Annotated in this window: 35 protein-coding genes; 27 read left to right on the top strand and 8 right to left on the bottom strand. The window is 55.6% G+C overall.

Annotation, left to right across the window (positions count from 1 at the left end):
• The first annotated feature begins 72 nt into the window (after positions 1-72).
• Entirely contained in the window at positions 73-693 is a 621-nt protein-coding gene (catB, locus tag AC27K1_RS08840) for a type B chloramphenicol O-acetyltransferase (protein WP_487149910.1), read from the top strand.
• On the opposite strand, the gene AC27K1_RS08835 is transcribed toward catB, so the two are convergent.
• The 4 genes from AC27K1_RS08835 to AC27K1_RS08820 are packed head-to-tail and all read right to left on the bottom strand — an operon-like array spanning position 690 to position 3,087.
• Positions 690-1,133: a hypothetical protein gene (locus tag AC27K1_RS08835; RefSeq protein WP_487149909.1), complete on the bottom strand. Its 444-nt coding sequence runs from the start codon at positions 1,131-1,133 to the stop codon at positions 690-692. The genes catB and AC27K1_RS08835 overlap by 4 nt on opposite strands.
• Positions 1,130-2,467, bottom strand: a complete 1,338-nt coding sequence (locus AC27K1_RS08830; protein ID WP_487149907.1) for a recombinase family protein — start codon at positions 2,465-2,467, stop codon at positions 1,130-1,132. Before AC27K1_RS08830 ends, AC27K1_RS08835 begins: the two co-directional genes overlap by 4 nt.
• On the bottom strand, positions 2,460-2,900 hold the full coding sequence (locus AC27K1_RS08825) for a DUF2924 domain-containing protein (RefSeq protein WP_487149905.1): 441 nt from the start codon (positions 2,898-2,900) through the stop codon (positions 2,460-2,462). The genes AC27K1_RS08830 and AC27K1_RS08825 overlap by 8 nt, the downstream gene beginning before the upstream one ends.
• Positions 2,887-3,087, bottom strand: a complete 201-nt coding sequence (locus tag AC27K1_RS08820) for a hypothetical protein (protein WP_487149904.1) — start codon at positions 3,085-3,087, stop codon at positions 2,887-2,889. Before AC27K1_RS08820 ends, AC27K1_RS08825 begins: the two co-directional genes overlap by 14 nt.
• A gap of 192 nt (positions 3,088-3,279) precedes the next feature.
• Between AC27K1_RS08820 and AC27K1_RS08815 the strand changes: the two genes are divergently transcribed.
• From AC27K1_RS08815 to AC27K1_RS08760, 12 genes are all read left to right on the top strand, one after another.
• On the top strand, positions 3,280-4,479 hold the full coding sequence (locus tag AC27K1_RS08815; RefSeq protein ID WP_487149902.1) for a hypothetical protein: 1,200 nt from the start codon (positions 3,280-3,282) through the stop codon (positions 4,477-4,479).
• Positions 4,476-5,414, top strand: coding sequence for a hypothetical protein (locus AC27K1_RS08810; protein ID WP_487149901.1), 939 nt, complete (start codon positions 4,476-4,478; stop codon positions 5,412-5,414). Before AC27K1_RS08815 ends, AC27K1_RS08810 begins: the two co-directional genes overlap by 4 nt.
• Positions 5,415-5,588: 174 nt before the next feature.
• Positions 5,589-5,813, top strand: a complete 225-nt coding sequence (locus AC27K1_RS08805) for a helix-turn-helix transcriptional regulator (RefSeq protein ID WP_487149900.1) — start codon at positions 5,589-5,591, stop codon at positions 5,811-5,813.
• Positions 5,804-6,025, top strand: coding sequence for a hypothetical protein (locus tag AC27K1_RS08800; RefSeq protein WP_487149899.1), 222 nt, complete (start codon positions 5,804-5,806; stop codon positions 6,023-6,025). Before AC27K1_RS08805 ends, AC27K1_RS08800 begins: the two co-directional genes overlap by 10 nt.
• Positions 6,022-6,900, top strand: coding sequence for an ATP-binding protein (locus AC27K1_RS08795; RefSeq protein WP_487149897.1), 879 nt, complete (start codon positions 6,022-6,024; stop codon positions 6,898-6,900). Before AC27K1_RS08800 ends, AC27K1_RS08795 begins: the two co-directional genes overlap by 4 nt.
• Position 6,901: 1 nt before the next feature.
• Entirely contained in the window at positions 6,902-7,528 is a 627-nt protein-coding gene (locus AC27K1_RS08790) for a hypothetical protein (RefSeq protein ID WP_487149896.1), read from the top strand.
• A 69-nt stretch (positions 7,529-7,597) separates the two neighbouring features.
• Entirely contained in the window at positions 7,598-9,691 is a 2,094-nt protein-coding gene (locus tag AC27K1_RS08785) for an AAA family ATPase (RefSeq protein WP_487149895.1), read from the top strand.
• Between the two features lie 377 nt (positions 9,692-10,068).
• Positions 10,069-10,452 carry a DUF6362 family protein gene (locus AC27K1_RS08780; RefSeq protein WP_487149894.1) on the top strand — a complete coding sequence of 128 codons (384 nt, stop codon included), beginning with the start codon at positions 10,069-10,071 and terminating at the stop codon, positions 10,450-10,452.
• A gap of 189 nt (positions 10,453-10,641) precedes the next feature.
• Complete coding sequence (locus AC27K1_RS08775) at positions 10,642-11,973, top strand: site-specific DNA-methyltransferase (protein ID WP_487149892.1); 1,332 nt, start codon at positions 10,642-10,644, stop codon at positions 11,971-11,973.
• A complete protein-coding gene (locus tag AC27K1_RS08770) occupies positions 11,948-12,223 on the top strand; it encodes a hypothetical protein (RefSeq protein ID WP_487149890.1) in 276 nt (91 codons plus the stop codon). The genes AC27K1_RS08775 and AC27K1_RS08770 overlap by 26 nt, the downstream gene beginning before the upstream one ends.
• Before the next feature lie 3 nt (positions 12,224-12,226).
• Entirely contained in the window at positions 12,227-12,661 is a 435-nt protein-coding gene (locus AC27K1_RS08765; RefSeq protein ID WP_487149888.1) for an N-acetylmuramoyl-L-alanine amidase, read from the top strand.
• Positions 12,658-13,029 (top strand): 3TM-type holin, encoded by a 372-nt coding sequence (locus tag AC27K1_RS08760; protein WP_487149887.1) that lies wholly within the window; start codon positions 12,658-12,660, stop codon positions 13,027-13,029. Before AC27K1_RS08765 ends, AC27K1_RS08760 begins: the two co-directional genes overlap by 4 nt.
• Before the next feature lie 177 nt (positions 13,030-13,206).
• Here AC27K1_RS08760 and AC27K1_RS08755 read toward each other — a convergent pair whose 3' ends face one another.
• Complete coding sequence (locus AC27K1_RS08755; protein ID WP_487149885.1) at positions 13,207-13,665, bottom strand: DUF3489 domain-containing protein; 459 nt, start codon at positions 13,663-13,665, stop codon at positions 13,207-13,209.
• Positions 13,666-13,688: 23 nt separating this feature from the next.
• Positions 13,689-13,886, bottom strand: a complete 198-nt coding sequence (locus AC27K1_RS08750; RefSeq protein WP_487149883.1) for a hypothetical protein — start codon at positions 13,884-13,886, stop codon at positions 13,689-13,691.
• A 139-nt stretch (positions 13,887-14,025) separates the two neighbouring features.
• On the opposite strand from AC27K1_RS08750, the gene AC27K1_RS08745 reads away from it, so the two are divergent.
• The 6 genes from AC27K1_RS08745 to AC27K1_RS08720 are packed head-to-tail and all read left to right on the top strand — an operon-like array spanning position 14,026 to position 18,013.
• On the top strand, positions 14,026-14,538 hold the full coding sequence (locus AC27K1_RS08745) for a hypothetical protein (protein WP_487149882.1): 513 nt from the start codon (positions 14,026-14,028) through the stop codon (positions 14,536-14,538).
• Positions 14,539-14,555: 17 nt separating this feature from the next.
• Positions 14,556-15,158, top strand: coding sequence for a hypothetical protein (locus AC27K1_RS08740; RefSeq protein WP_487149880.1), 603 nt, complete (start codon positions 14,556-14,558; stop codon positions 15,156-15,158).
• A gap of 1 nt (position 15,159) precedes the next feature.
• On the top strand, positions 15,160-15,423 hold the full coding sequence (locus tag AC27K1_RS08735) for a hypothetical protein (RefSeq protein ID WP_487149879.1): 264 nt from the start codon (positions 15,160-15,162) through the stop codon (positions 15,421-15,423).
• 4 nt (positions 15,424-15,427) lie between these two features.
• On the top strand, positions 15,428-15,952 hold the full coding sequence (locus tag AC27K1_RS08730; protein ID WP_487149877.1) for a hypothetical protein: 525 nt from the start codon (positions 15,428-15,430) through the stop codon (positions 15,950-15,952).
• Positions 15,952-17,808 carry a phage terminase large subunit family protein gene (locus AC27K1_RS08725; RefSeq protein ID WP_487149875.1) on the top strand — a complete coding sequence of 619 codons (1,857 nt, stop codon included), beginning with the start codon at positions 15,952-15,954 and terminating at the stop codon, positions 17,806-17,808. The genes AC27K1_RS08730 and AC27K1_RS08725 overlap by 1 nt, the downstream gene beginning before the upstream one ends.
• A 4-nt stretch (positions 17,809-17,812) precedes the next feature.
• Positions 17,813-18,013, top strand: coding sequence for a phage head-tail joining protein (locus AC27K1_RS08720; RefSeq protein ID WP_487149874.1), 201 nt, complete (start codon positions 17,813-17,815; stop codon positions 18,011-18,013).
• Here AC27K1_RS08720 and AC27K1_RS08715 read toward each other — a convergent pair.
• Positions 18,010-18,213 (bottom strand): DUF2905 domain-containing protein, encoded by a 204-nt coding sequence (locus AC27K1_RS08715; protein WP_487149872.1) that lies wholly within the window; start codon positions 18,211-18,213, stop codon positions 18,010-18,012. The two genes, AC27K1_RS08720 and AC27K1_RS08715, sit on opposite strands and share 4 nt — an antisense overlap.
• 49 nt (positions 18,214-18,262) lie before the next feature.
• On the opposite strand from AC27K1_RS08715, the gene AC27K1_RS08710 reads away from it, so the two are divergent.
• From AC27K1_RS08710 to AC27K1_RS08680, 7 genes are read left to right on the top strand one after another with little or no spacing between them, the layout of a single operon-like run.
• Entirely contained in the window at positions 18,263-19,768 is a 1,506-nt protein-coding gene (locus AC27K1_RS08710) for a phage portal protein (RefSeq protein ID WP_487149870.1), read from the top strand.
• Positions 19,752-20,756: a head maturation protease, ClpP-related gene (locus AC27K1_RS08705; RefSeq protein ID WP_487149868.1), complete on the top strand. Its 1,005-nt coding sequence runs from the start codon at positions 19,752-19,754 to the stop codon at positions 20,754-20,756. The genes AC27K1_RS08710 and AC27K1_RS08705 overlap by 17 nt, the downstream gene beginning before the upstream one ends.
• A 13-nt stretch (positions 20,757-20,769) precedes the next feature.
• Entirely contained in the window at positions 20,770-21,147 is a 378-nt protein-coding gene (locus AC27K1_RS08700; RefSeq protein WP_487149866.1) for a head decoration protein, read from the top strand.
• The gene (locus AC27K1_RS08695) at positions 21,144-22,139 is read left to right on the top strand and encodes a major capsid protein (RefSeq protein ID WP_487149865.1); all 996 of its coding nucleotides are present in this window, start codon (positions 21,144-21,146) and stop codon (positions 22,137-22,139) included. Before AC27K1_RS08700 ends, AC27K1_RS08695 begins: the two co-directional genes overlap by 4 nt.
• On the top strand, positions 22,136-22,435 hold the full coding sequence (locus AC27K1_RS08690; RefSeq protein WP_487149863.1) for a hypothetical protein: 300 nt from the start codon (positions 22,136-22,138) through the stop codon (positions 22,433-22,435). Before AC27K1_RS08695 ends, AC27K1_RS08690 begins: the two co-directional genes overlap by 4 nt.
• Positions 22,419-23,018 carry a hypothetical protein gene (locus AC27K1_RS08685; RefSeq protein WP_487149861.1) on the top strand — a complete coding sequence of 200 codons (600 nt, stop codon included), beginning with the start codon at positions 22,419-22,421 and terminating at the stop codon, positions 23,016-23,018. The genes AC27K1_RS08690 and AC27K1_RS08685 overlap by 17 nt, the downstream gene beginning before the upstream one ends.
• A complete protein-coding gene (locus tag AC27K1_RS08680; protein WP_487149859.1) occupies positions 23,018-23,428 on the top strand; it encodes a hypothetical protein in 411 nt (136 codons plus the stop codon). Before AC27K1_RS08685 ends, AC27K1_RS08680 begins: the two co-directional genes overlap by 1 nt.
• A gap of 3 nt (positions 23,429-23,431) precedes the next feature.
• On the opposite strand, the gene AC27K1_RS08675 is transcribed toward AC27K1_RS08680, so the two are convergent.
• Entirely contained in the window at positions 23,432-23,827 is a 396-nt protein-coding gene (locus AC27K1_RS08675) for a DUF2237 family protein (RefSeq protein ID WP_487149857.1), read from the bottom strand.
• A 55-nt stretch (positions 23,828-23,882) separates the two neighbouring features.
• Between AC27K1_RS08675 and AC27K1_RS08670 the strand changes: the two genes are divergently transcribed.
• Complete coding sequence (locus AC27K1_RS08670) at positions 23,883-24,626, top strand: phage tail tube protein (RefSeq protein ID WP_487149856.1); 744 nt, start codon at positions 23,883-23,885, stop codon at positions 24,624-24,626.

The following is a 24,626-nucleotide window of genomic DNA, read 5'->3' as shown; positions in this document are numbered from 1 at the left end:
TTTCGTAAACATGCTTTTGATAAGCGATAGTAACCAGAACAGTACAATTCTCTGAACATGGCAGGATTTTCCGTGACAAATTACTTCGAGAGTCCGTTTGTCGGCCAGCCGCTGCGCAAGCAGGTGACCAACCCGAATATTATTGTGGGTGATCACAGCTATTATTCCGGCTATTACCACGGTCACAGCTTTGATGACTGCGCCCGTTACCTGGCGCCAGACCGTGATGATGTCGACCAGCTGATAATTGGCCGCTATTGCTCCATAGGATCGGGGGCGGTATTCATGATGGCTGGCAACCAGGGGCATCGGCCCGACTGGGTCAGCACCTTTCCGTTCTTTTACCAGAACCATCCGGAGGCTGAAGACGGTTTTGTTCGCGCAGGCAATACGGTGATCGGGAATGATGTCTGGATTGGCAGTGAGGCCATGATCATGGCCGGCGTGACGGTAGGTGATGGTGCGATCATTGCCAGCCGCGCGGTGGTTACGAAGGATGTGCCGCCTTACGCTGTTGTTGGCTCGAACCCTGCAAAAATCATCAAGAACCGTTTCACTGACGACGCCATCAGTAAGCTGCTGGCGATGCAATGGTGGCACTGGCCTGAGGATAAACTCAAGGATGCGATGCCGTTGATGTGTTCATCGGATATCGACGGACTTTACCAGTACTGGCTAGATTGTGTTGCCTAACGCTCACAGATTGCCGGAAGCAACCTCTTTTCCTGTTCTTCCCAGATGTCAGGAAAAGGCGTCATGACATCGTCCAGTTGCAGCAAGCCCAGGCCTTCACCGGTCAGGATCGCTTCCTGAATCTTCGGGGACAGGCTGACCAGCCGGATAACAGACGACACCCAGCCCTTGGCTGAAATCTTTTCCTGTCTGGCGATTTCCTGCAGGCTGGTGGCCTGACCGGTTTCCAACCGTCGCATCCAGATGTGAGCGCGTACCAGGGCGTCACGGAGGGCAGGGGCCGGGTGCTTCTTGGGCGGCGTCAGGGGTTGTCCGGACGGGTCGGTAATGCACGTCTGGTTACCCTTGCGGTGTAGCCGGATGGGAATCCGGATTTCCAGCTTTTGCCCGTCCTCGCTGAGGGTGACAGTTTCTGGACCTGTGACTGTTATTCTCTTCATGCGCGCTCCTCCGGCATTTGTGCGCCCAGTTCCATCAGGGCAGGGGTTTTAAACGTCATGGTTATGGTTTCTTCCTCAAACGTGATTTTGTCTAATAGCTGGTGGATCAACAGGCGCTGTTCGTTGGGATAGAGTTCCGGCCAGAGTGTACCGAAATCTGCCAGTGCCTCACGGATGATCGACAACTGTTTGGTGTCTGTCGTCGCATCAAGACAGTAGGCCACCTGGCTGACCACCGCCGGCGTTGTGAGCAGCTTGGCAACCTGGTCAATTACGGCTGCTTCAATTTCAAGTGCCGGAATGGGAGGCAGGGCCATGGACTCATAATTTTCCTTCACGCCCTTGCTGCTGACGTAGTAGCGATAATGCTTGCCACGACGCCGGGTGCTGCTGGGCACCAGCGCCAGCCCGTCAGGACCGATAATGAGTCCCTGTAAAAACGCCGCTGAGTTTTTCCATAAAGACTGTTTGCGCCGTTGCTCTCCGTTGATATCGAATACGGCCTGCACCCGGTTCCAGAGGTCTTCCCCGACAATGGCCTTGTGTTCCCCGGGATACCACTTGTCCCGTTTTTTGTCGCCAATTTCTCCGCAGTACAGGCGGTTTCTCAACAAACGGTAGAGTACCGCCCGGTTCCAGCGTTTGCCGCCTTGGGTTAAAACACCGTCCCGATAGACGGTCTTGGTTCGAAGTCCCTGGCGGTTGGCCATGCGACAGGTTTCCGATAGGGAGTGGTTTTCGGCAAACAGTTCAAACAGGAATCTGACCTGGTTGGCCTCGTCCTTGTTGATCACCAGTTTTCTGTTCTTGACGTCATAACCCAGGGCCACCCGACCGCCCATCCACATGCCTTTCTTTTTGGCCAGGGCAAACTTGTCCCGGATCCGCTCACTGGTGACCTCGCGCTCAAACTGGGCAAAGGAAAGCAGGATATTGAGCGTCAGGCGCCCCATGCTGGTGGTCGTATTGAACTGTTGGGTGACGGCGACAAAGGTCACGTTATGGCGATCAAACAGCTCGATTAGTCGGGAAAAATCACTGAGAGAGCGTGTGAGACGGTCAATCTTGTAGACGACGATGATGTCGATCTTTCCTTCTTCCACCTCGGTCAGTAACCGTTTCAGGGCAGGGCGCGCCATTGAGCCGCCTGAGAACCCCCCGTCGTCGAAATGATCATCGACGGCTATCCAGCCTTCATGCTTCTGCGAGGCGATATAAGCCGCAGCCGCTTCTCGCTGTGCGTCCAGGCTGTTGAACTCCTGTTCCAGCCCTTCTTCGGAGGATTTGCGGGTATAGATGGCGCAACGCTTCTTCCGTGTTTTCCCATTACTCATTCTTGTCTTTCCTTAATCCGAAAAAGGCCGGTCCATTCCAGTGTGTGCCGGTGATGACCCTGGCGATACGGCTCAGGTTGGCGTAAATCTCACCCCGGTACTCAAAACCGTTTTTGACCACCAGTACATCATGGCGCTCACCGTTGTAATCCCGGGTAAGGCGAGTGCCAATGGGTAAGTCATCCTGGCGTTTGCGCGCGATCTTTCCTTTCTTCATCCGCTTTCGCAGGTGGGACAGTTCATCCCTTGCTTTCTTTGAGAGTCCTCCGCAGAGAATTTCCTGAACCCGCCAGATCAGGCGCATTCGGAGCAGGTTGGGATGCATGGCAGGCGCCTCTTTAAAGTAGAGGTCCTGCCACAGACTCTTCAGCCCCTGGGTGTTCATTTTTTTGATGCGTTCAATCTGGTTTTCGAGTGCTTCACTGTCGTTCATGGTCCTGTGTCTCCGGTTGTACCTCTTGTGAGGCGGGTGACACAGTGACGCTCTCTGCGGGGCAGTTATCCAGTGGGTTAAGACCGTTTTGTTGTCTGTCCAGACGCTCACGCTGTCGTTCAATGGCAAGGGCCAGTAACTGGCAGATGGTGTGGGTCATGGTGCTTAACCTGTCCTTGGGTAACATCTAAAGTTTCATGTGCCTCGTGTTCCGGGACAATGAGCAGGGAAGGTGTATTAGAGTGCAGGAAAGGTTTGCAATGGGTGTAATGGAGTAAGTTGACCGGTTATTCAATTTTCTGCATGATGCTGTATAAATATACAGTTCTCCGCATTTTGGCATTAGAACGCTCACTCACGGAAAGAGGGCTTAGCCAAGATGAATGAATTGCTCCAGGTCTTTACCCACGCCACTTCTGAAAGTGCCGCCAGGCTTCTGACTTTTCTCAATCTGACCCCGCTGAAAGTGAGTGCGGATGAATCTTCTTCACACATTAAGGAGGAGATTGGCCATTGGGCTAAAAGCGTACTCAATGCATCGCAACGTAATCTGCTGAATGCCAACTGTGAACGGATCCATGGCATGACGGATGACCTTGGGTATCAGGCCCTGTTGGCCGAAGCGGAGGTGAATGACGAAGGGAGAGGACACAGCAATCGCTATGATCTGGGCATTCTGTTGTTTGTCGGCTATCCCGAAGCGTTCCTTCATGCTGAACATATCCGCTATGCCAACCATTATCGGGAAGGCCGTTCCTGGAGCTGTTACCGCACCGCGTTACCCGCCGCATTTTCTGATCAGGTGCCCAGAGATCAGTTTGAGCGATTACTGAAGAGACACTTTGACCTGGACGATGACGATGACCTGCTGGTGGATGTTTTTCCCCGGAAGGAGACCGGCGGTGAAGAGGTGGAGCAGTGGCAGATTATGGTGTACCGCGATGGTCTGGTTACCCATTACAAAACCCTGGATAAAGAGCGTAAAACGCTCCGGGGCGGCATGTACAAGCCGGTACGGGAATATGCCCTGGTCTATACCCCGGACGATGGTTTGCTGGAAGTGATTTCCAACAGTCGTGATGACCGTGAGCGATTGGGCAGAATGTTTGCCACAAGCATGCTGGGCATTAGTGACAAGCTGGCGCCTATCGTTCCCTGTCGTGTAAATCTTGATGTTTTCAGGCAGGAGCCGGTACTGGATTTCAACGATGACCAGCCCATCGAGGAGGACATTGAGCGGATTCTGGTCAGTGGCATTACCCTTCAGTCTATTCAGACCCGGTGTGAATTCGACATCAAACCGTACCTGCGTACCGGTGAGTCCATGGATGTGTATCACGATATGCGACTGAATGATGTGCCGCTTCTGATGCACTATGGCGGCCTGAAAATCAAACGGGTCAGGCTCTCGATTGTTTTCAGGGCCAGTCATGATGGTCAGCACCGCAAAGAAACCCACCATTTCTGGCTGACTATACCCAACAAATGCAGCCTGAAACCACATGATGACAGAATGCGTTATATCCGGGAGGTACTGCTGCCCCGCTGGGGTGTGTTCACGGAGGAACGCGCCCTGTGATCCGACTGCTATCACGTCCGGTTTTTGAAGCGCTGGCGTCATTGTACGACTGCGGCATTGAAAAGGTATCAGGTCCGGATCTGCAGGGTGATTTCAGTCACTGTTTTCAGGATTTGCTTGCCACAGGCATGTTGTGTCCCTGTGAACCGCTGCGCTGGATAGATTGTGATGATCACGATGGGACTATCCCTGTCCAGAAAAGCCCGTATGGATACATGGGCTATCTCTGTCCGGACAGGGGCTGGGTGAAAGTCGAGGATGAGGTTCGCAAGCAATACCGTTTTTATCCGGACATGCTGGTGAATTATCTGCATAAGGAACTGGAATTGGCGGGGAAGCCCTCTTTGTTGCTGACTGGGCTCTGGTCCCTGGGCGCTTGCCAGGTGGGTAATCAGGAAATAGAGGTTTACTGGTCGAGCTGTCTGGTTCCCGCTCACGCTGATGCTGTCAGGCAGACTTTACAGTCGCGCAGCTTGTTGCAACGGGCGGTGGTGTTGTGTCGGGAAACAAACGACCGAACCTGTCTTGGGGATGAGGTCATGCAGCTCAGCCTGGGTGCGGTGTGGAATCATAACGATTTGATTGATGCAAGTCGTCTTTGTCGGGCTGTATTCGGGAGTGGTTACCGGCAGGTGTTGGATGAGCAGGGTTTTCTTTGGTCACTGGAGTCCGGAACCTTTGTTTTGCCAGACCGAACCACAGTGACATTCAAAGGCCAGTACAGTCCCATGATTGTCCAACATCTGGTAGAGCAATGGCAGAAAGGCGACCCATGGATCAATCAGCCCTATCTGCTTAAGGATATGGTTGGGTGTAAGTCTGATCGGGTCAGGGATGTAGTGAAAACAGCCATTGGCTGGGAGAAAGTTATTTTTGTTCAGGATAACCGGTGTCGTCTTAATATCGACATGGCGCTGGATCAATATCCCTGTTAGTCGGTGAGATCAAAATCGAAGACAAAAGCGGCATCAGACCGCTTTTTTTGTGCCCGAATGTCGTTAAATTCCACTTTTCTGCTTTCATCCCCCGTCTGGTCCCCCTTGTCCCCCGGTCATCCCCGGGCCTTTCGTCATCATTAATCCTGCCTCTTGAGCAAAAAAGGAAAAACGATGATGGATTGTTATCTCACACCGTCGGAATTGGCGCGACGCTGGAATTTTTCAGAGCGTTCGCTGGGTGTCTGGCGGGTCAACGGGCAGGGACCGCGTTACCTCAAAATTGGTAACCGGGTTCGTTACCGGGTAGAGGATGTGGAAGCCTGGGAGCAGGCGCATATGTACCGGCAGGTTGGACAGCCTCCGGTGGGCACGGAGGACAAGGCACCATGTCATTAACGCTTAAGAGCCTGCGCAGCATGACACTGTTGCAGATTATCACGCTGCCTGAGCAGGAACTGGACTGCCTTTACCGGGAAGCAGTCCGGGAACTCAACCATGCCAGCCGCTGTTTAAAGCGTCTGCACAATGCCCGTTACCTGCGTCGTTTAACCCGGGCAAGGGAGATTGTCTGCTCGCTGGAGTCAGAACAGTTGGGAGGTGACGAATGAAACTTCCCATTGTCACTGCGGAGCAGCGGCAGCAAGAGCACAAGGGCGTGAAAGCTGTACTGCTAGGCCAGAGCGGCGTAGGAAAAACCTCGCAACTGTGGACGCTGCCGGCGGACAAGACGCTGTTTATTGACCTGGAAGCGGGTGATCTCGCGGTCCAGGGTTGGCAGGGTGACACTGTGCGTCCACCGACATGGCCGGATTTCCGTTTGCTGGTGGCCTTTATCGCCGGTCCTAACCCGGCGCTTGGAGAAAGGCAGCCGTATTCGCCGGCGCATTATCAGGCCGCCTGCGAGAAGTTCGGTGATCCGGCAGGGCTGGATAAGTACGCCATCTTCTTTGTTGATTCGATTACGGCGCTCTCCAGGCTCTGCTTTCAGTGGAGCAGTAAACAGCCTGAGGCTTTCAGTGAGCGAACAGGCAAACCGGATACCCGTGGAGCTTACGGGTTACATGGCAGGGAGATGATTGCCGCACTGAATCACCTGCAGCATGCACGAGGTAAACACGTGATCTACGTGGGCATCCTTGAAGAGCGGGTAGACGACTTTAATCGCCGGATCTTCCAGCCCCAGATTGAGGGCTCGCGAACCGGACTCGAACTCCCCGGGATTGTCGATGAGGTGATCACCATGGCCAGCCTGGCGGACGAGCAGGGCAACCTGCAGCGCAGTTTTGTTTGCCAGACCCTCAACCCCTGGGGCTTCCCGGCCAAGGATCGCAGTGGGCGTCTGGGCCAGACCGAACCGGCCCATCTGGGGAAATTGCTCCAGAAGATCAACCAGCCATTAACTGAGCGACAGCTGCAGTACGCCACCAGCGCACCGGCGCAACCTCAAACAGAACCGCAAAAACAAACGCAACAAGGAGCGTGAGATGAACCAACCTCAACAATCTGGCAATGACTGGAGTGATTTTAACAATGCCACCGTCCAGGAGGATTACGACGTCATCCCCAAGGGAACGCTGGCCAGGGTTCGCATGACCATCAAGCCTGGCGGTTACGACGAACCCCACATGGGCTGGACCGGCGGTTGGGCGACCCGTAGTGAGACCGGCGCCGCCTATCTCAATGCCGAATTTGTGGTGTTGGAAGGGCAGCATGCGAAGCGCAAGGTCTGGAGCCTGATCGGTCTGCACAGCCCGAAAGGACCGACCTGGGCAGAGATGGGGCGCAGTTTTGTCCGTGCGATTCTTTGCTCATCGCGGCGGGTGCGTCAGGACGATATCAGTCCGCCGGCGGTCAAGGCGCGCCGTCTGAATCACTTCGGTGAGCTTAACGGGGTGGAATTTGTGGCGCGCATTGGTGTTGAAACGGACAGCGATGGCGAGCAGCGTAATGTCATCAAGTCCGCCATTACGCCAGAGCACAAGCAGTACCAGGCATTGATGAACGCTGTCGCTCAACCACAGCAGGCGCAGTCTGTCCACCAGCCCGGTAATGCCAACCCTGATTATGCTTTCCAGCAGCCGCCACAGGAGTCGTACTGGGACGGGCAGTAATGAACGACGCCGGTCTTTCGGGGCCGGCTTTTCACGGATTGGCAGTGGTCATATGAACGGATGACAGTGATGAGTGATTGGCTGGATTTTAACGACGCGCTGGTGGCTGATGAATCTGCGCCGGGGTTGGATGTGGATGAGGTGCGCCATCGCCTGCTGCAGCGATTGCCTGAATATCTGCAAACCCTGCTGCCCAACGGGCGAGTATCAGGGCATGAGTTTGCGGTGGGCAATGTGGCCGGGGAAGCGGGTAAAAGCCTCAAGGTGACGCTCAGTGCTGACAACGCCGGACTTTGGAAAGATTTTGCCAGTGATGAGGGCGGCGATATTTTTACCCTGACACAGCAGGTTTGCCAGCTGGACTTTCAGGGGGCGCTTGAGTACGCGGCCCGGTGGCTGGGTGTGACGCCTGAACCTGGAAAGTCTGCGCCAAAACGACAGGCGCCCATAGACGAGCTGGGTCCTGAAACCGGTTGCTGGCACTACCACGATGCCGAGGGGCGTCTCATCGCCACGGTGTCCCGTTACGATCCGCCGTCAGGCAAGGCGTTCCGTCCCTGGGATGTGAAGGCCCGCAGACATAAGGCACCGGATCCGCGGCCTCTCTATAACCAACCCGGTATTCTCAAAAGTCAGGATGTGTTGCTGGTGGAGGGAGAAAAGTGTGCCCAGGCGTTAATCGAGGCGGGCTATTGCGCGACAACTGCCATGAATGGTGCAAAGGCGCCAGTCAACAAGACGGATTGGTCACCACTGAAGGACAAGCGGGTCTTGATTTGGCCGGATAATGATCAACCTGGTCGTGACTATGCCAGGCATGCCGCGCAAGCGGTGGTTAAGGTCGGCGCCCGGGCGGTGGCAATTGTAAAAGTGCCCAATGACAGGCCACCAAAATGGGACGCCGCCGATGCGGTAGAGGCCAGGGAGAACATTCCTCTGTTTCTGTCCCGGGCGGACAAGGCGATTATCAAGTCAGCCGGTCTGGTCATTACCAACTGGACCGCAGAGCGCTATCTGGGCAAAGCCCCTGAACAGTGTTTTCTGGTAGAAGACAGTTTCCCGCTAGGCGTGGTCGCCATCCTGGCCGCCATGGGAGATACCGGCAAGGGCATGCTGACCCTGAAGCTGGCGCTGGAAGTGGCTTGCGGAAATCCTGAGTCATCGGCAGAGGTTTTTGGCGGCAAGGTGCTGGAACAGGGTACGGCGGTGATCCTGTCTGCCGAGGATGATTATGCCGAGCTGCATCGTCGGCTGGAACGCCTGGATCCGGACAACCGTCGTGAGACGGCAGGCAATCGCCTGATTGTGGTGCCATTGCCGGATGCTGGTGGCCCGATGGCCATTGTTCGGGAGCATCAGGACGGGGCTGTGCTGACGCCTGAATACGAAAAACTCCGGCAGCAGTTGATGGCGCTTGAGAATCTCAAGCTGGTGGTCTTCGATCCGTTGTCGTCCTTTGCCCAGGCTGATGTCAACGCGAAAACAGCAGCAGGCTCGCTGTTGACCGGAGCGCTGGCAGGACTGGCCTCCGCCAGTGGCGCCTCAGTGATAGTGGCCCACCACATGCGCAAACCCCAGGGTGCGACGCCCATTGAATCATCGGAACAGGCCCGGGATGCCATCCGTGGCACCACTGCGCTGGTGGATGGTGTCCGTATGGCCTATGCACTCTGGCCGGCGACAGAGGAAAAAGCTCATCTTGTCTTTAACTGCCTGAATAAGCCTTACCAGGAACGTGCTGTATACCAGGGCGCGGTCGTTAAAGCCAACGGGCCGGCCAACCGCAAGGTGCGGACGTTCCTGCGATCCGACACCGGCTTGCTGGAAGATGCCACCCGGCGATTAAAACAACTGGAAGAACCGGAATACAAGCTGCTGGGCATGTTGACCACCGCTATCCGCGAGGCGGCTGAGCGAGGACATCCCTTTACTCATACCGGGGAGAACGGTGTCTACAAGCAGCGCAATCGATTGCCCAGAGCCTTTCACCAACTCTCGAAAAAAAGGCTTGAGGAGATGGTTCAAACCCTCCTTAACGAGCATCCGCCAAGGCTGGTCAAGGGCATGGCAGCGAACTCCAGGGAGCATAAATGGCTGGATGTGAGGAGTGGTCAATTTGCCCAGGGAAAGGGTGTTTTCGGACAGGGAGCGGACATCTTGTGAACCGTCAAATGGCAACTGAATCATACAAATACATAGTCGTATATAAGAGGCTGAAATGGCCTTTTAAACCCTTCAAAAATGCTTCCCAAATGCTTCCCAAAACGGGCTTTGGGAAGCATTTGGGAAGGAGTTATTTTCGAGGACTTTGTTGTATCCGGTTGATATTAAAGAGAAACAAGAGGCAAAAAATGCTTCCCGGTCATTTCCGGTCGGGAAGCATTTGGGAACGGTTAACTTGTTGATATTTATAGAAAATCGTCTTCCCGGGAATCCATACATACTACGTATGTATAGTAGGGCATACCTGAAATATGCCCTACATACGACATACGAATTTCTTAAAACGACAATGGATGTTTAACAGGATGGGCAAGACCATGAACAAAAACATTGAGCAACTGGCGCAGCGCTATCGAGAAGCCTGGCTGACCGCCAGACGATTGCCATCCGGGATTAACCTGGGCCACACATCGGGTTGGCCTGAGATGATTTTCGATCAGCGGGAGCAAATCAGGCGAGCGGAGCGGGAGGTGTTATCGGCACGGCCAACACCTGAGGATGAGGGGCGGATGCTGGAGTGTATCCGTTGGCTGGCTGTGCTGGTGGACGAGGATCGCAAGCTGATCTGGCTCAGAGCTTCCGGTCTGGCCTGGAGAGAAATTGCGCAGTGCACTGGTGTACCCCGGACTTCAGTCCACCGTCGTTGGCACAGGGCGTTGCTGGCCGTTTTGCTGAGGCAATCTCATGGGCAAGTAGAGTGAGTTATATACAGAGATTCCTCTCTATGGTGTGTCATTCGTGTTCGGAGCAAAAAGCATGTGGGACGAATCGCCGGGTTTTGGTGTAGATTTTTTGTATGCTTATGCAGCGCTACGCCGGAAGGCCATGCAGCTCAAATTTCAACGCCCCGGATCGGTTCCGGGGCGTTTTGCTTTCCAGGGACGGAACCCATGTCCGAAGACACTCAGCAAACCCTCGTCGAGAAACTGGAACACTGGCCGGTGGCCGAGCTGGTGCCCTATGCCCGCAATGCCCGAACGCATTCGACGGCACAGGTGACCCAGATTGCCCGTTCCATCGAAGCGTTCGGGTTTGTGAATCCGATCCTGGTGGGACAGGACAAGGTGATCGTAGCCGGCCATGGCCGTTTGCTGGCGGCGCAGGAGCTGGGCATGACGACGGTGCCGGTGATTGTGCTGGGGCATCTGGACGAGTTACAGCGCCGGGCGCTGGTGCTGGCAGACAACAAACTGGCCGAGCAGGCCGGTTGGGATGAGGAACTGCTCAAAACAGAGCTGCAGGCGCTGGACGACATGGACTTCGATCTGGAACTGGTCGGTTTCAGTGACGAGGAGCTTGATGACCTGCTGCTGGAAGAACAAGCTGAGAACAACGGGGATGACGACAAGGTGCCGGAACCTGAAGCGCATCCTGTCAGTCAGCCCGGCGATCTCTGGCTACTGGGCAGCCATAGGGTACTCTGCGGCAGCGCCACCGAAACGACACACGTCGAACAGCTTATGGATGGCCAGTTGGCGGATATGGTCTTTACCGATCCGCCCTACAACGTGGACTACGGTAACAACGCCAAGGATAAACTCCGCGGCAAGGACCGGCGGATCAAGAACGACAACCTGGGCGCCAGATTCCATGCCTTTCTGTTGGCGGCCATGACCAACATGCTCGCGGTCTGCAAGGGCGCGGTATACGTCTGCATGAGTTCATCGGAGCTGGATACTCTCCAGAAAGCCTTTCGGGAAGCGGGCGGCAAGTGGTCCACCTTTCTAATCTGGGCCAAGAACACGTTCACCCTGGGCAGGGCCGACTACCAGCGTCAGTACGAACCCATCCTGTACGGCTGGAAGGACGGCAGTGATCACTTCTGGTGCGGCGCTCGGGATCAGGGTGATGTCTGGTTCTTCAACAAGCCGGTACGCAATGACCTGCATCCCACCATGAAGCCGGTAGAGCTGGTCGAGCGGGCCATCAAGAATTCTTCCAAATCCAAAGACATCGTGCTGGATCTGTTCGGTGGTTCAGGTAGTACGCTGATTGCCTGCGAGAAAACCGGACGTCAAGCACGACTCACAGAACTTGATCCCAAATACGTAGACGTGATCGTACGACGCTGGGAAGAGTATACCGGTCAGGAAGCGGTGCTGACGGCTAACAATCTGACCTTTGCGCAGGTCATGGAGGAGAGGCATGTGACCGCCAGGGATGGCGGAAATATTGGTCCGACAGGAGGGAGAACCAATGGATGCTCTGCAACAGCGGCTTGACCAGATTGACAGCAAACTGGACAAACTCTCCGATGCCGTGAGTCGTTTGGCCGCCGTTGAGGAGCGCCTGATCCACCAGACTACCGCGCTGGATAACCTCAACCGCAAGCTGGAAGACTCGGAAAAGCGCATCCGTTTGCTGGAACACCAGGCCAGTGCCCGGGGCGTAGTGTTGGCCTCGGTAGAGCGTTTCGGCTGGCTGATCCTGACCACTACCATCGGCATTGTCGCCTATACCCTCAAGGACTGAGCCATGGGCAAGCGAAACGAAACCAACGTGGTGATTGTACACTGCTCGGCCACCCGTCCTGACAGCAAGGTCACCTTTGACGACATCCGTCGCTGGCACATGATGGAGCGTGCCTTCATGGACATCGGTTACCACTTTGTTATTGAGCGAGACGGCAGTATCAAGCAGGGTAGGCCGTTGGATGACTGGGGCGCTCATGCAAGAGGCCACAACGATGAAAGCGTCGGCATCTGTCTGGTGGGTGGCATGGACGCCCAGGGTAAGGCAAAGGACAACTTTACGCCGGTCCAGAAACGGATGCTGCGCTTTCTCGTGGCAGGCTGCAGGGGACTGTGGCCTGAGGTGAAGGTGCGAGGTCACCATCACTACAACCGGGACAAGGACTGTCCATCTTTTGATGTGCAGGCGTGGCTGGCCAGCGAGGGTATGGCTCCATGAGCTGGACGCTGGCTCTTCCTGTGTTGGGCAAGCTGATCGACAAGGTATTGCCCGATGCCGAGCAGAAGGCCAGGGCTCACCAGGAGCTTAACACGCTGGCACTCAACGGTGAGCTTGACGCACTGACCAAACAGGCCGGTGTTATCACCGCAGAGGCGAAGGGTGAGGGCTGGCTGCAACGAAGCTGGCGCCCCATGGTGATGCTGATCTTCACGGCGCTGGTCGTTTGTCGCTGGCTGGGCTGGACGACACCGGGTCTGACCGAGGCAGTGGAGCTTAAACTGCTGGGTATCGTACAGCTGGGACTGGGTGGCTACATCGCCAGCCGAGGGGTGGAGAAGGTGGTCAGGACGGTGCGAAATGACTAGCCGGGGACCCTGCGAACCGCTCTGGAATGCGGGGCCACACACTCGCAGGGTTTCGCCAGCGACAGGGCGAAAATCGGGGTTGACAGGTTGACACATCGGTTGACAGATTAATCCACTCCCTGCCTCAAGAACAAGAAGAGCAGGCTGGATGCCCGCTCTGTTTTTTTGGGTGTTGGCTCATGTGGTGGCCGACTCCCCAATGATCCGATACGTGCGATCTTTACCCTCGGGTTTCTCTGAGGTGATAGTCAGCCCAAGCCGTTTTTTCAGAGCGCCGGCAAAGGTGCCTCGAACCGTGTGTTGCTGCCAACCTGTTTCGCCCATTATTTCGGCTATGGTGGCGCCCTCGGGGCGGCTCAGTAGCTCAATGACCCGATGAAGCTTGGTGCCGGGACGGGTAGCCGGTTTTTTCTCATCGGCCTCTGGCTGTTCAACCCCGATGGCCTGTCGCCCCTCCGGTGTCAGTGAGTAATTGATCCAGTTCTTGCAGGGTTTGGCTCTCAACAGCCCACGCTTGATCAGGCTGTCGAGCACTTTCTTTCGAGCGCCGCCGCGCAGCGGGATGTCCTGGGCGGTCAGGTGACCATTGCCGTGGATCAGTTGCAGGATGCTTTGTTGGGTTTCGGTCAGTTTCATGGCGTCTCTCCCTGTTGCCGTGGTTAATCAGGCCAGTTGGCCAGTGCGTCTTCAAGATCCTCTGCCAGACGTGCAATGGCGCCGACATGGCGCCAGTCACATTCCTCTGGCGAGGGCATGGTGAAATGGTTAACCCGCAGTTCGATGAGTTTCGCGGCGAGCGCGTCGATGCGGTGCAGGTGCATCAGCAGGGCTTCTTCGATGGCGTCTTGCCGGTTCATGTTGCTTGTCCTGTCAGGGTTGGCGTTCTGTACATGAAGGCTTCGAAGGGCGCAGTTATCAAGTCATAACAGGCAGAAAAGACAACAAATAAAGGCGTTATCGGGCGCTGTCGGGCTATTGCGGGAGGCATGAGGCCATATGGCGCTGGTTTCACAATCGGAATTTGCCAAACGCAATGGCTGGTCACGGCAGTATGTCAGCAAACTGGTGCGCCAGGGTCGTATAACGCTGGAAAACGGCAAGGTCAATGAAACCACCGCACTGCGGGCGCTGAAGGCCGAAGGTGAGCCTTCAACCGTACTGCGGGAAACGGTTCCGGAAAAGCGATCATTGCCGCCTGTTGCGGCCCCCGTGGCCACGGAAGGGCGCTCGCCGGTGGATTATCTTACGGCCCGCACCATGCGTGAGGCCTACCGAGCCAGGATGGCCCGCATGGAGTATGAGCAGAAGCAGGGCAAGCTGACGGATGCGGGGCAGGTGCGGGAAGATGCGTTTCAGGCGGGGCGGATTGTGCGGGACGCCATCCTGGCCCTGCCTGATCGACTGGCGGACATACTGGCGGCAGAGAGTGAACCGGGCAAGATACACCAGCTGTTACGGGACGAACTTGAGATTGCTCTGGAACAGCTGTCAGGGCGGGAAAACGGATAAACAACAGGGACGGATCAATGGCCAATATCATTCGGATCAAACGCAGTCAGGTGACCGGCGCCCCCACGGCGCTGGAAGAAGGTGAGCTGGCCTACTCGGAAGCGTCCGGGCAACTCTTCATTGGCGCCAGCAATAACACGGTGATTGTGATTGGCGGTTTTGCCGATCACGACAAGCTGGCTTCCATCGAAACGGGCGCCAATAACTACACCTTGCCGGCGGCAACAGACAGCACACTGGGAGGCGTCAAGGCCGGCTCTGGCCTGAGCGTAGACGGCGATGGTTTATTAACCCTGGATGGCAGTTCCAGCATTACCGGCACCCAGGTCGATACAAAAATTTCCGATGCCATCAACAACCTGGTCAACGGCGCGCCGACAGCACTGGATACCCTGAACGAGCTGGCCACGGCGCTACAGGACAATGACAGTGAGATTGCCACACTGGTGACCAGTGTCGCCGACAAACTGGCTAAAAGCGCCAATCTGTCTGATCTTGCGGATGTCGCCGCTGCTCGTACCAATCTTGGGCTGGATGATATGGCCCGGCAGAATGCCGGTGCAGTGGCCATTACCGGTGGCACTATCTCCGGTGTGACTCTGGACGGGGGCGGTTTCTGAGATGGCGGGTATCCAGCTCAGGCGGTCATCAACGTCCGGCGTCGTACCTGCTGATCTGCTGGAGGGTGAGCTGGCCATCAATATCGCAGACGGAAAGCTTTATGCAAAAGTCGGGGGACAGGTAGCGATTATCGGTACGGTTGCCATTATGGATTTTGAGTCCCGAATCACTGCGCTGGAAACCAAAACCAGCAATCTCTCCAGTGATGGCGGCACGTGGTCAGGTAATTTTGTCGCCACTGGCGATGTGAAAGCATACGGGTAACCCCATGGCGCTTCCGACATCCGGTACCCTGTCGTTGTCTGATATTGCGGTCGAGTTTGGCGGCAGTAAACCCCATAGTCTGAGCGAATATTACGGGGCGGCCTCAGGCATTCCGGCCAGTGGCGCAATCAGCCTTGCAGATTTTCATGGCGCAACGGCGTTCATGACGCCTGTCACCGTGAACATCGAATCAAAATGGGGTACCTATTATGACAATGGCATCACCCTTGGCTGGCCAACGGCCAATAACCCCAGCTACTACTTCGGATCGTCAACGCCGGAGACGCTCAACGGCATCAAAATCGGCAGTATTCTGGAAAAGGATTCCCGTAAATACCAAAGTCCGAAATATATGGAGGTCAGGATTGCTTCAAACAGTTTCATTGTGACCGGCCTTCAGATCAATGGAGGATCGTTGATCACACTGAATAAAACAGCGACCTGGACCTTTCAAAGCGCCAGCTATTCATCGGCCAAAATCACATACAACCGCTTTTATGACATCACGCTACATATGGCGCAGATTTGATGCTGACGACAGATAGCCCTTATTTCAGCGGATTCCTTGCCGGTCTCAAGCCTGATACCCGTCTGACCGTCTCTGAGTGGTCGGACCAGCACCGGATCCTGCCCATGAAGGCGGCAAAAGAAGCCGGTCGCTGGCGTACGGCGCGGACACCCTATCTGAAGGAGATCATGGATGCCTTGAGCCCGTCGTCTTCCGTCGAGCGAGTGGCGTTTATGAAAGGCGCCCAGGTAGGCGGTACCGAGTGCGGCAATAACTGGCTCGGGTATGTGATACATCATACCCCGGGGCCGATGCTCTACGTCTTGCCGACACTGGATATGGCCAAACGAACCTCGAAGCAGCGTATTGCGCCGATGATCGAGGAGATGCCAATCCTGCGTGACCGGGTGAAAGATCCCAGGAGCCGGGATTCGGGCAATACCCAAATGGTGAAGGAATTTCCCAACGGGGTGTTGATTATCACCGGGGCTAACTCAGCCACCGGACTGCGCTCCATGCCGGCAAGGTTTCTGTTCCTGGATGAGGTAGACGCCTACGAAGACGATGTAGACGGCGAGGGCAGTCCCATCAACCTGGCCATAAAACGAACCGCGACGTTTTCGCGCAATCGCAAGATCTTCATGGTCTCCACCCCGAATATTGCGGGAGCCAGCAAGATCGAATCGGCCTATCAGGCTTCAGACCAGCGTCGCTTTTATGTGCCCTGTACAGATTGTGGCCACAAACAACCTATTGAGTGGGCGCAGATCCGTTTTGAAGACAAAGACCCGGATACCGCCAGCTTTGAGTGCATCCGCTGTAGCCACCGGATGCGAGAGCATGACAAACCGAAACTGCTGGCAGGCGGTGAATGGGTGGCGGAGAACCCGGAATCCAACGGCAAGGCACGAGGCTACCATCTGAGTTCCCTCTACAGTCCCAACGGCTGGTACAGCTGGCGGGATGCGGTGGCGGATTTTCTGGCGGCCAAAGACGATCCGGTACTTTTAAAGGACTGGACCAACACAGTACTGGGAGAGACCTGGCAGGAAGCCGGTGAAACGGTCGACCATGAACTGCTGTACCAGAGGCGTGAACATTATCCGGCTCCAGTCCCCTGGTCGGTGGAAGTGTTGACCGCCGGCATTGATGTACAGGATGACCGGGTAGAATTTGAGGTCGTCGGCTGGGGCGCTGGTGAGGAAAGCTGGTCCGTAGATTATGTCCGTCTCTACGGGGATCTCAGTCGTCCCGATATCTGGCGGATACTGGCCGATAAATTGCGCCAGTCTTATCGACGGGAAGACGGTGTGTTGATGAATCTGGCCCAGGTCTGCATGGACTCCGGCGGGCATTTTACCGATGAGGTCTACGCCTTTAGCCGCAAGCTGGGCATTGACTGGTTGATTCCGGTCAAGGGTGCGTCGCAAGCGGGTAAGGCTATCGCCACCTTTCCGAAGACCCGCAACCGGAAGGGTGTTTATCTCACGTTGGTGGGCACGGATACAGCCAAAGAACTGATCTACCAACGCTACCGAATTCAGGAACCCGGCGCCGGCTATTGCCACTGGCCGGTAAAAGACTGCTTCGATGAAGACTATTTCAAACAGGCGACGGCAGAAGAAAAAATCCGCAAGTACAAGCATGGCGTCGCCCATTTTGAATGGGACGCAAAAAAACGACGCAATGAAGCACTGGATTGCCGGGTCTATGCCCTGACCGCAGTAAGAATCCTTCAGCAGCATCGAGGACTGGATCTGGAACAGCTGGCGCTGAACCGGCCTGAGCCGGAAACCGTTGAAGAAAAAGACGCTCAGACTCCTCTATTGGAAAACCGGCCAAGGCGCATCAGTCGAAGCACTTACCTAAACGGATAACGTCATGATCAGCCAGGAAGAATACGACGCACTCAAGCGGGCCGTACTGCTTCGTGATACTCGCACGGTGGAGTTTGAAGGACGGAAGGTCGAGTACGCCAGTTTCAGTGAAATGGAGCGGCGGTTACACGCCATAGAGCGGGAACTGGTCAGAAAATCCAAACGACCGAAGCAGTATGGTGTTTATTCAACCCGGGGGATTTAGCGCCACAGGTTCAGAATCACGGTCAGTATCAGACTCACCAGAATCATTGATGTAATGGGAATAAACACTTGGGTTCGTTCGCCGCGAAAATGCAGGTCGCCAGGAAGATGCCCAAACCATTTCAGCAGTCCCGGCGCAAAGTGCAGGATCAGCCCAATGCCCAGAATGATTAAGCATACAACGATAAGCCATTTCGCCATAAAAGCACCTCTTGCCTCTGTTTGTGATCTTGGACAAGGAATATCCTGATTGATTGCATGGATTCGCCAGAAATGGCAACAAAAAATACAGCAAGCGGTGAATCTGGCCTATATCTCGGCAGGTCGTGGTCGCCGCAGCCAGGGATGGAACGCACCGCAATCAGGCCCCAATAATGCCCTGACCGGTAATCTGGGCACTCTGATTAATCGCAGTCGGGCGGCAATCCGCAATGATCCCTGGGCTGCGAGTGGGTTAGATAAACTGGTCTCCAACATTGTCGGGACTGGCATCAAACCCAAATCGGAAGCGACTGACGACAGTGTCAGGAGGGATTTGCAACAGTTGTTTCTGGACTGGACCGATGAGTCCGATGCAGACGGCCAGCTGGATTTCTATGGTCAGCAAAGCCTGGCGGCCAGAGCCATGCTCGAAGCGGGTGAGTGTTTTATTCGGCTCCGGCCCCGACGACCAGAAGATGGCTTGTTGGTGCCGTTGCAGCTGCAGCTGCTGGAAGCAGAGTTTGTCCCTTGGGATTATAACGACGATCTCAAAAACGGCCATGCCATCCGGGCTGGTATTGAGCTGGATAAATTGGGACGCCGGGTGGCCTACTGGATGCACAAGGCCCATCCCCATGATTACACCATTCTGGATACGGCAAACCTGCGACGTATTCCGGCAGACGACGTGCTGCATCTCTACGAGCCTTTAAGGCCCGGACAGTTACGGGGGCAGCCGGTGCTGACCCAGGTGCTTTTGCGGATGCACCATCTGGACAAGTTTGATGACGCCACACTGCTCAGACAAGAGATCGCCAACCTGTTTACAGGGTTTATCACCAAGCCGGCGCCAGAGCAGGAGCGGGTGGATCCCCTGACCGGACGTCCTATTGTTTACGACCTTCAGGGTGTGCCCATGGTAGGAATGGAGCCGGGCACCATGCAGGAGCTTTCACCGGGTGAAGAGATTGTCTTTAACACACCACCCGGGGCGGCCAGTGATTATCCGGACTTTATTCGACAGCAACTGATGGCGGTTTCGTCCGGTATGGGACTGCCCTATGAACTCTTGTCCGGTGATATGAAAGGTGTCAGTGACCGGGCATTGCGGGTGGTGCTCAATGAGTTTCGTCGTCGTATTCAACAGTTGCAGCATAACCAGCTGGTATTTCAGCTGTGTCGCCCTGTCTGGAATCGCTGGCTGGAGCTGGCGGTGCTATCAGGCGCTATTAGCGCACCGGATTATCACCGCAAACCCAACGACTACCGCCGGGTGAAATGGATCCCCCATGGCTGGGCTTATATCCATCCGGTGCAGGATATGCAGGCCCAGGCACTGGCAGTCCGCAATGGTTTCAAGTCCCGCTCGGAAGTGGTATCCGAGCAGGGCTATGACAGTGAACAGGTGGATGCGGAAATCGCCGCGGACAACCGTCGTGCGGATACGCTGGCGCTGCAATACGACAGTGATGCCAGGCAACCAGAAACAACGCAACCTGAACAACCATCATCCGAGTCACTCAAGGAAAAACCCGCCGATGAGTCGAATCAATAAGCCCTGGTACACCCTCAAAAACCAGACCGGTTCAGCCGAGTTGATGATCTATGACGTGATTGGTGACTGGGCGGGACTCTCTGCCCGGCAGCTGGTTGATAGTCTGAAAGCCATCGACAGCAATGAGATCACGGTACGCGTCAACAGTCCCGGTGGCAGCGTGTTTGATGGTATCGCCATCTATAACGCCCTGCGTTATCACCCGGCGAATATCACGGTACGGATTGAAGGGCTGGCAGCCAGTATCGCCAGTGTCATTGCCATGGCCGGCGACACGGTGCAGATGGCAGAGAATGCCCTTTTTATGATTCATAACCCCTTTGGCTGGGTCAGTGGTGAAGCAGATGATCTTCGTCGTACGGCGGGCATGCTGGACAAGGCCCGGGACAGCATTGCCATGACCTACAGTGAACGCAGCGGCCTGCCGGTGGCTGATATCGAAGCACTGATGGCAGAGGAAACCTGGTTCACCGCTGCTGAGGCCAAAGAGAAAGGGCTGATCGACGGCATAGACAAACCAGTCAAACTGGCGGCGTCGTTTGATCTGTCCCTGTTTAATCATGCACCGCCCATCGCAATGGAGCCACCGGCACCAAAACCAGTCCCCCAAGCAGTGAAGAACGAGCCAGAGCAAGCCGATGCGTTGACCATTGTTCGGCTTTGCAATCAGGCCGGTTATCCGGAGATGGCAGAGAGTTGTATCCGCGACAAACTGAACCCTGACCAGGTCAAACAAAAGCTCCAGGACTGCGAAAGCATCAAGTCCCTTTGCGCCGCGGCCCATGTCCCAGACCTGGCCGCTGGCTTTATTCAGTCAGCCAACACTGTGGATGAAGTGAGAGCATCGCTGTTTGAGAAGCTGACGGCCAGTGATGTCACAGTGAACAATACCCTGACACCGGATCAGCAGCAGAACACTATCAAACCTTTGATCGATACCGCAGCCGTCTATCGCAATCGTAATCAGAACCAGACAACCCCTGCCTGAAAGGAATCAGCCCATGCCAGTGATGACCGAACCGGTGCATACCGGAGAGTTTCTTGTATCCGAAGGAAACAACAGCATCAGCCGCGAGAAGGTGGTGCTGGCGCCTAACCAGACATTGCTGCCAGGGACTGTCGTCTACATGGATGCGGCAACCGACCAATACCTGGCGCTGGATGCCGCCGCGGCGGATGCCTTTGCCACGGCAGGCGGCGTTCTGCTCGACCGTGTCGATACCGGTGATGAGCCGGGGGAGGGTGTATTGATTGCCCGGTTGGCGGAAGTGGATGGCACCCTGCTGCTTTGGCAGGACCTCAGTGAAGATCAGATCAACGCCGGCATTGAGCAGTTGAAGCCGCTGAATATCTTTGTCCGGGAAGGAGAACCCGTATGAGCTTACTGGATATCTTCAATGAAGATGCTTTCAGCCTGACCAGTCTGACGGCGACCATCAACAACCAACCCTACAAACCCGGACGGATTGGTGAGTTGGGGCTTTTTGCTGAATCCGGCATCAATACCACCTCGGCTATGGTGGAATCGAAAAATGGTGAACTGCACCTGTTGCCTACCAGTCAGCGTGGGGCGCCGGCCCTGCAGGCCCGGGGTGGAAAGCGACAGGTGCGCAGTTTCGTGATTCCTCATATTCCCTATGACTCGACCATCCTGGCCGATGAAGTGCGTAATGTACGCGCCTTCGGGTCCGAGTCATCCCTCGAAGGAGTGCGGACAGTGGTCAATCAGCGTCTCAGTGATATGAACGCCAACCATGAAATCACTCTGGAGCATTTGCGGCTCGGGGCTCTCAAGGGACAGATTCTGGACGCCGATGGCAGCACTGTCATTTACGACCTGTTCCATGAATTTGGCGTGACCCAGCAGACCCACACCTACAAGTTCAGCGATGCGAGCACTGACGTTCGTATCCAGTGCGTCAAACTCCGCCGCAAGGTAGACGACGCCCTGGGCGCCCAGCCTTACACCGGTTTGCGAGCCTTTTGTGGAGCGGACTTCTACGATGCCCTGGTCGCCCATGACTATGTCAAGGATGCCTACCACCGCTACCAGGACAGTGCGCTGCTCAGAAATGATCCAAAAGGCGGCTTTAACTTTGGGGATATTTTCTGGGAGGAATACCGCGGACAGGTCGATGGCATTCCCTTTATTCCGGCCAACGAGGCCTATGTGATCCCGGAAGGTACCGCTATCTTCCGAACCTGGTTTGCTCCGGCGGACTTTGTGGAAACGGTCAACACCATCGGACTGCCGCGCTATGCCAAGCAACGGGTGATGGACTTTGACAAAGGAGTACAGATCCACACCCAGTCCAACCCGTTGCCGATCTGCCTCAAACCCAGGGCGGTGATTCGCTGCAAGATGTCATGACGGATGCCTTTGCCACCATGACAGCAACGGTGCTGGCATCACTGGGCCAGCGTCTTATGATTACCCGTGTAGATGGCGCCAGCGAGTCCGTTACCGGCATTCTGTCGCGCAATGTAACGCCGGTCGGAAGCTTTGAAGCCGTCATGCAGACCATGACTACCGTTGCCTTTGACCGGATGGTGCCGTTGGAACGGGGTGATCTGGTCAGCACGGGCATGGAGGCCTGGCGTGTGGATCGCAGGCTCAAAGACGATGGCTACCTGACCACCTGGAACCTCCATGCAGCTGACCATTGAGTTGGATGAAACCCTGCACCGGTTAACGGCAGAACTCAAAGATTCACCGGAAAAAGTCAGCCTGGCCATTCGGCGAACCATGACCAAGCTGTCACGCTTTGCCGAACGGCAGGTGTTGCGTGAACTGAGTCGTCGGGTATCCGTGAGCCAGACATTGCTCAAGAACCTCGGTCGGGTCAAGGTCTCGCTGGAGCCCCCGGGACGGCTAGGCAATGACGGCTTTCAGGTGGTGGTCTGGGTGGGGCTGTCCGCTATTCCTGCCCATTATCTCGGCAATCCCAGGCAGACCCGATCAGGCGTCAGAGTCGGGCGCCGGTTCTGGCAAGGCGCTTTTTTGATGCGGCCGGTCAACAGTAACCATGAGATGGTGTTCAGGCGGGCGCAGCACTGGCAGCACCGAAAGCAGCTTTCTCAACGCTCTGGCAAGGTGATGTGGATGGGATTGCCGATTGAGAAACAATCGTTGCCTATTTACGAGCAGGCCGGTGATCTGTTGGCAGCGCTGGAATCCCGTCTGCTGGAGCGTTTCAGTGCATTGCTACAGCAGGAACTCAATTTTGCGTTCAACATTGAGGGCGGCTGATGGACGAGCCAATTCCAGAGAACCGGATTCTGGCGTCACTGGTCGCACGCCTGGCGTCTGTTTGCGATAACGTCAAAGTCGCCTATCCAGCTACCGGTCTTGAAGATGACATTGAAGTGCCGGCCATACTGGTGCAGCTGGAATCACTGACTGAACTCAATCGAACCAGCCATCGTGGGCTTTACCAGCTGGCATTCCTGATCAGTCTGGCGGTTCGAACCAATGATGAGTCTACTGACGCACTGCTGCAGCTGAATCATCAGGTCCGTCAGGTATTGGCGCCGGGTACACGACTTTGTCCGGAAGCCCGCAAGCTCCAGCTTACCGAAACCCGGTTTGATATTGCTCCCGCCCATGGACGGCTGTCGTTTGCGGATATTGGGCTGCAGGTAGATACGGTTCTGGGTTGAGAGTCAATTGAGATCTACCGCGAATGGCTTCAGGTCAGCGAGATTAACGACTTCCAGGGTGGCCTCATGGGTGGATTGCAGTATCACTCTGGGCGCCTTTCCGGCTTCAAAGGCCTCCTTCCAGCGCAGGGCGCAAAGACACCAGTGATCACCGGCTTTGAGTCCGGGAAAATTCCATTCAGGATGGGGCGTGACCAGGTCATTGCCCTGTTTGAGAGAAAATGCCAGAAATGCCTCTGTCATCACGGCGCAAACCGTGTGTATGCCGCTGTCCTGATCGCAGGTATGGCAGAAACCATCGCGGAAAAAGCCGGTTACCGGATCCAGCCCACAGGGCAGCAGTGGCTGGCCCAAGACATTCTTTTGCACGGATTTCTGTGTGGATTGTTGCTGACTCATCGGCATCCTCCGTCGTTTGCCTGTTCACCAAGGATATACCTCAGGGAGAGAACCCATGTCACAAGTTGACCGCAGTTTTATCGGCGCCGGCAGCATCCATATCCAGCCGTATGATCAATCTGCGCCACTGTTGCCGGTGGGCAATGTCAGTGAGTTTACCTTCAGCTTCGAAGAGGAAAAGAAGGAACTCAAGAACTACCTGGGCGGTGGTGGTAACCGCAATGTGGTCTCGCGTATTTCCGGAATTACCGGTTCCATCACCGCCCATGATTTCACGGCTCAGAACATAGCCCTGGCCCTGCGCGCTTCAGTCAGTGAGATTGGTGCCGGTGCGGTGACCGATGAACCCCATGCCAGCCACGGCATCGCCGGTGAGCTGATTCCTTTCGACAAATTGCCAGATCTTGGCCAGACGATCACGGTCAACGACAGTCTTTCAAATCCTCTGACCGAGAATGTTGACTATGAACTCACCAAATCCGGTATCCGGGTGCTGGACGGCGGCGCTATTAACGACCAGGGTATTACGGTTTCCTATACGCATCTGGTCGCTAATGCGGTACAGGCTCTGGTGGAGTCGGGCAAGGAGTTCGCGCTCTTTATGGAAGGACTCAACGATGCCCAGGAAGGTCTGCCGTTCAGTATTCGGGTGCATCGGGTGAAGTTCTCCCCGGTGCAGAACTTGGGCTTTATCTCGGAGGACTTTGCCAGCATCCCGCTGGCTATGGACATCCTGGCCGACCCGACAATTAGCGGCGCCGGCCTGAGCCCGTTTATGCGGCTGGATCTGGCGCAGTAA

Source organism: Kistimonas ophiarachnellae (assembly GCF_057552235.1).
This window is presented reverse-complemented; position numbering and strand designations above follow the sequence as displayed.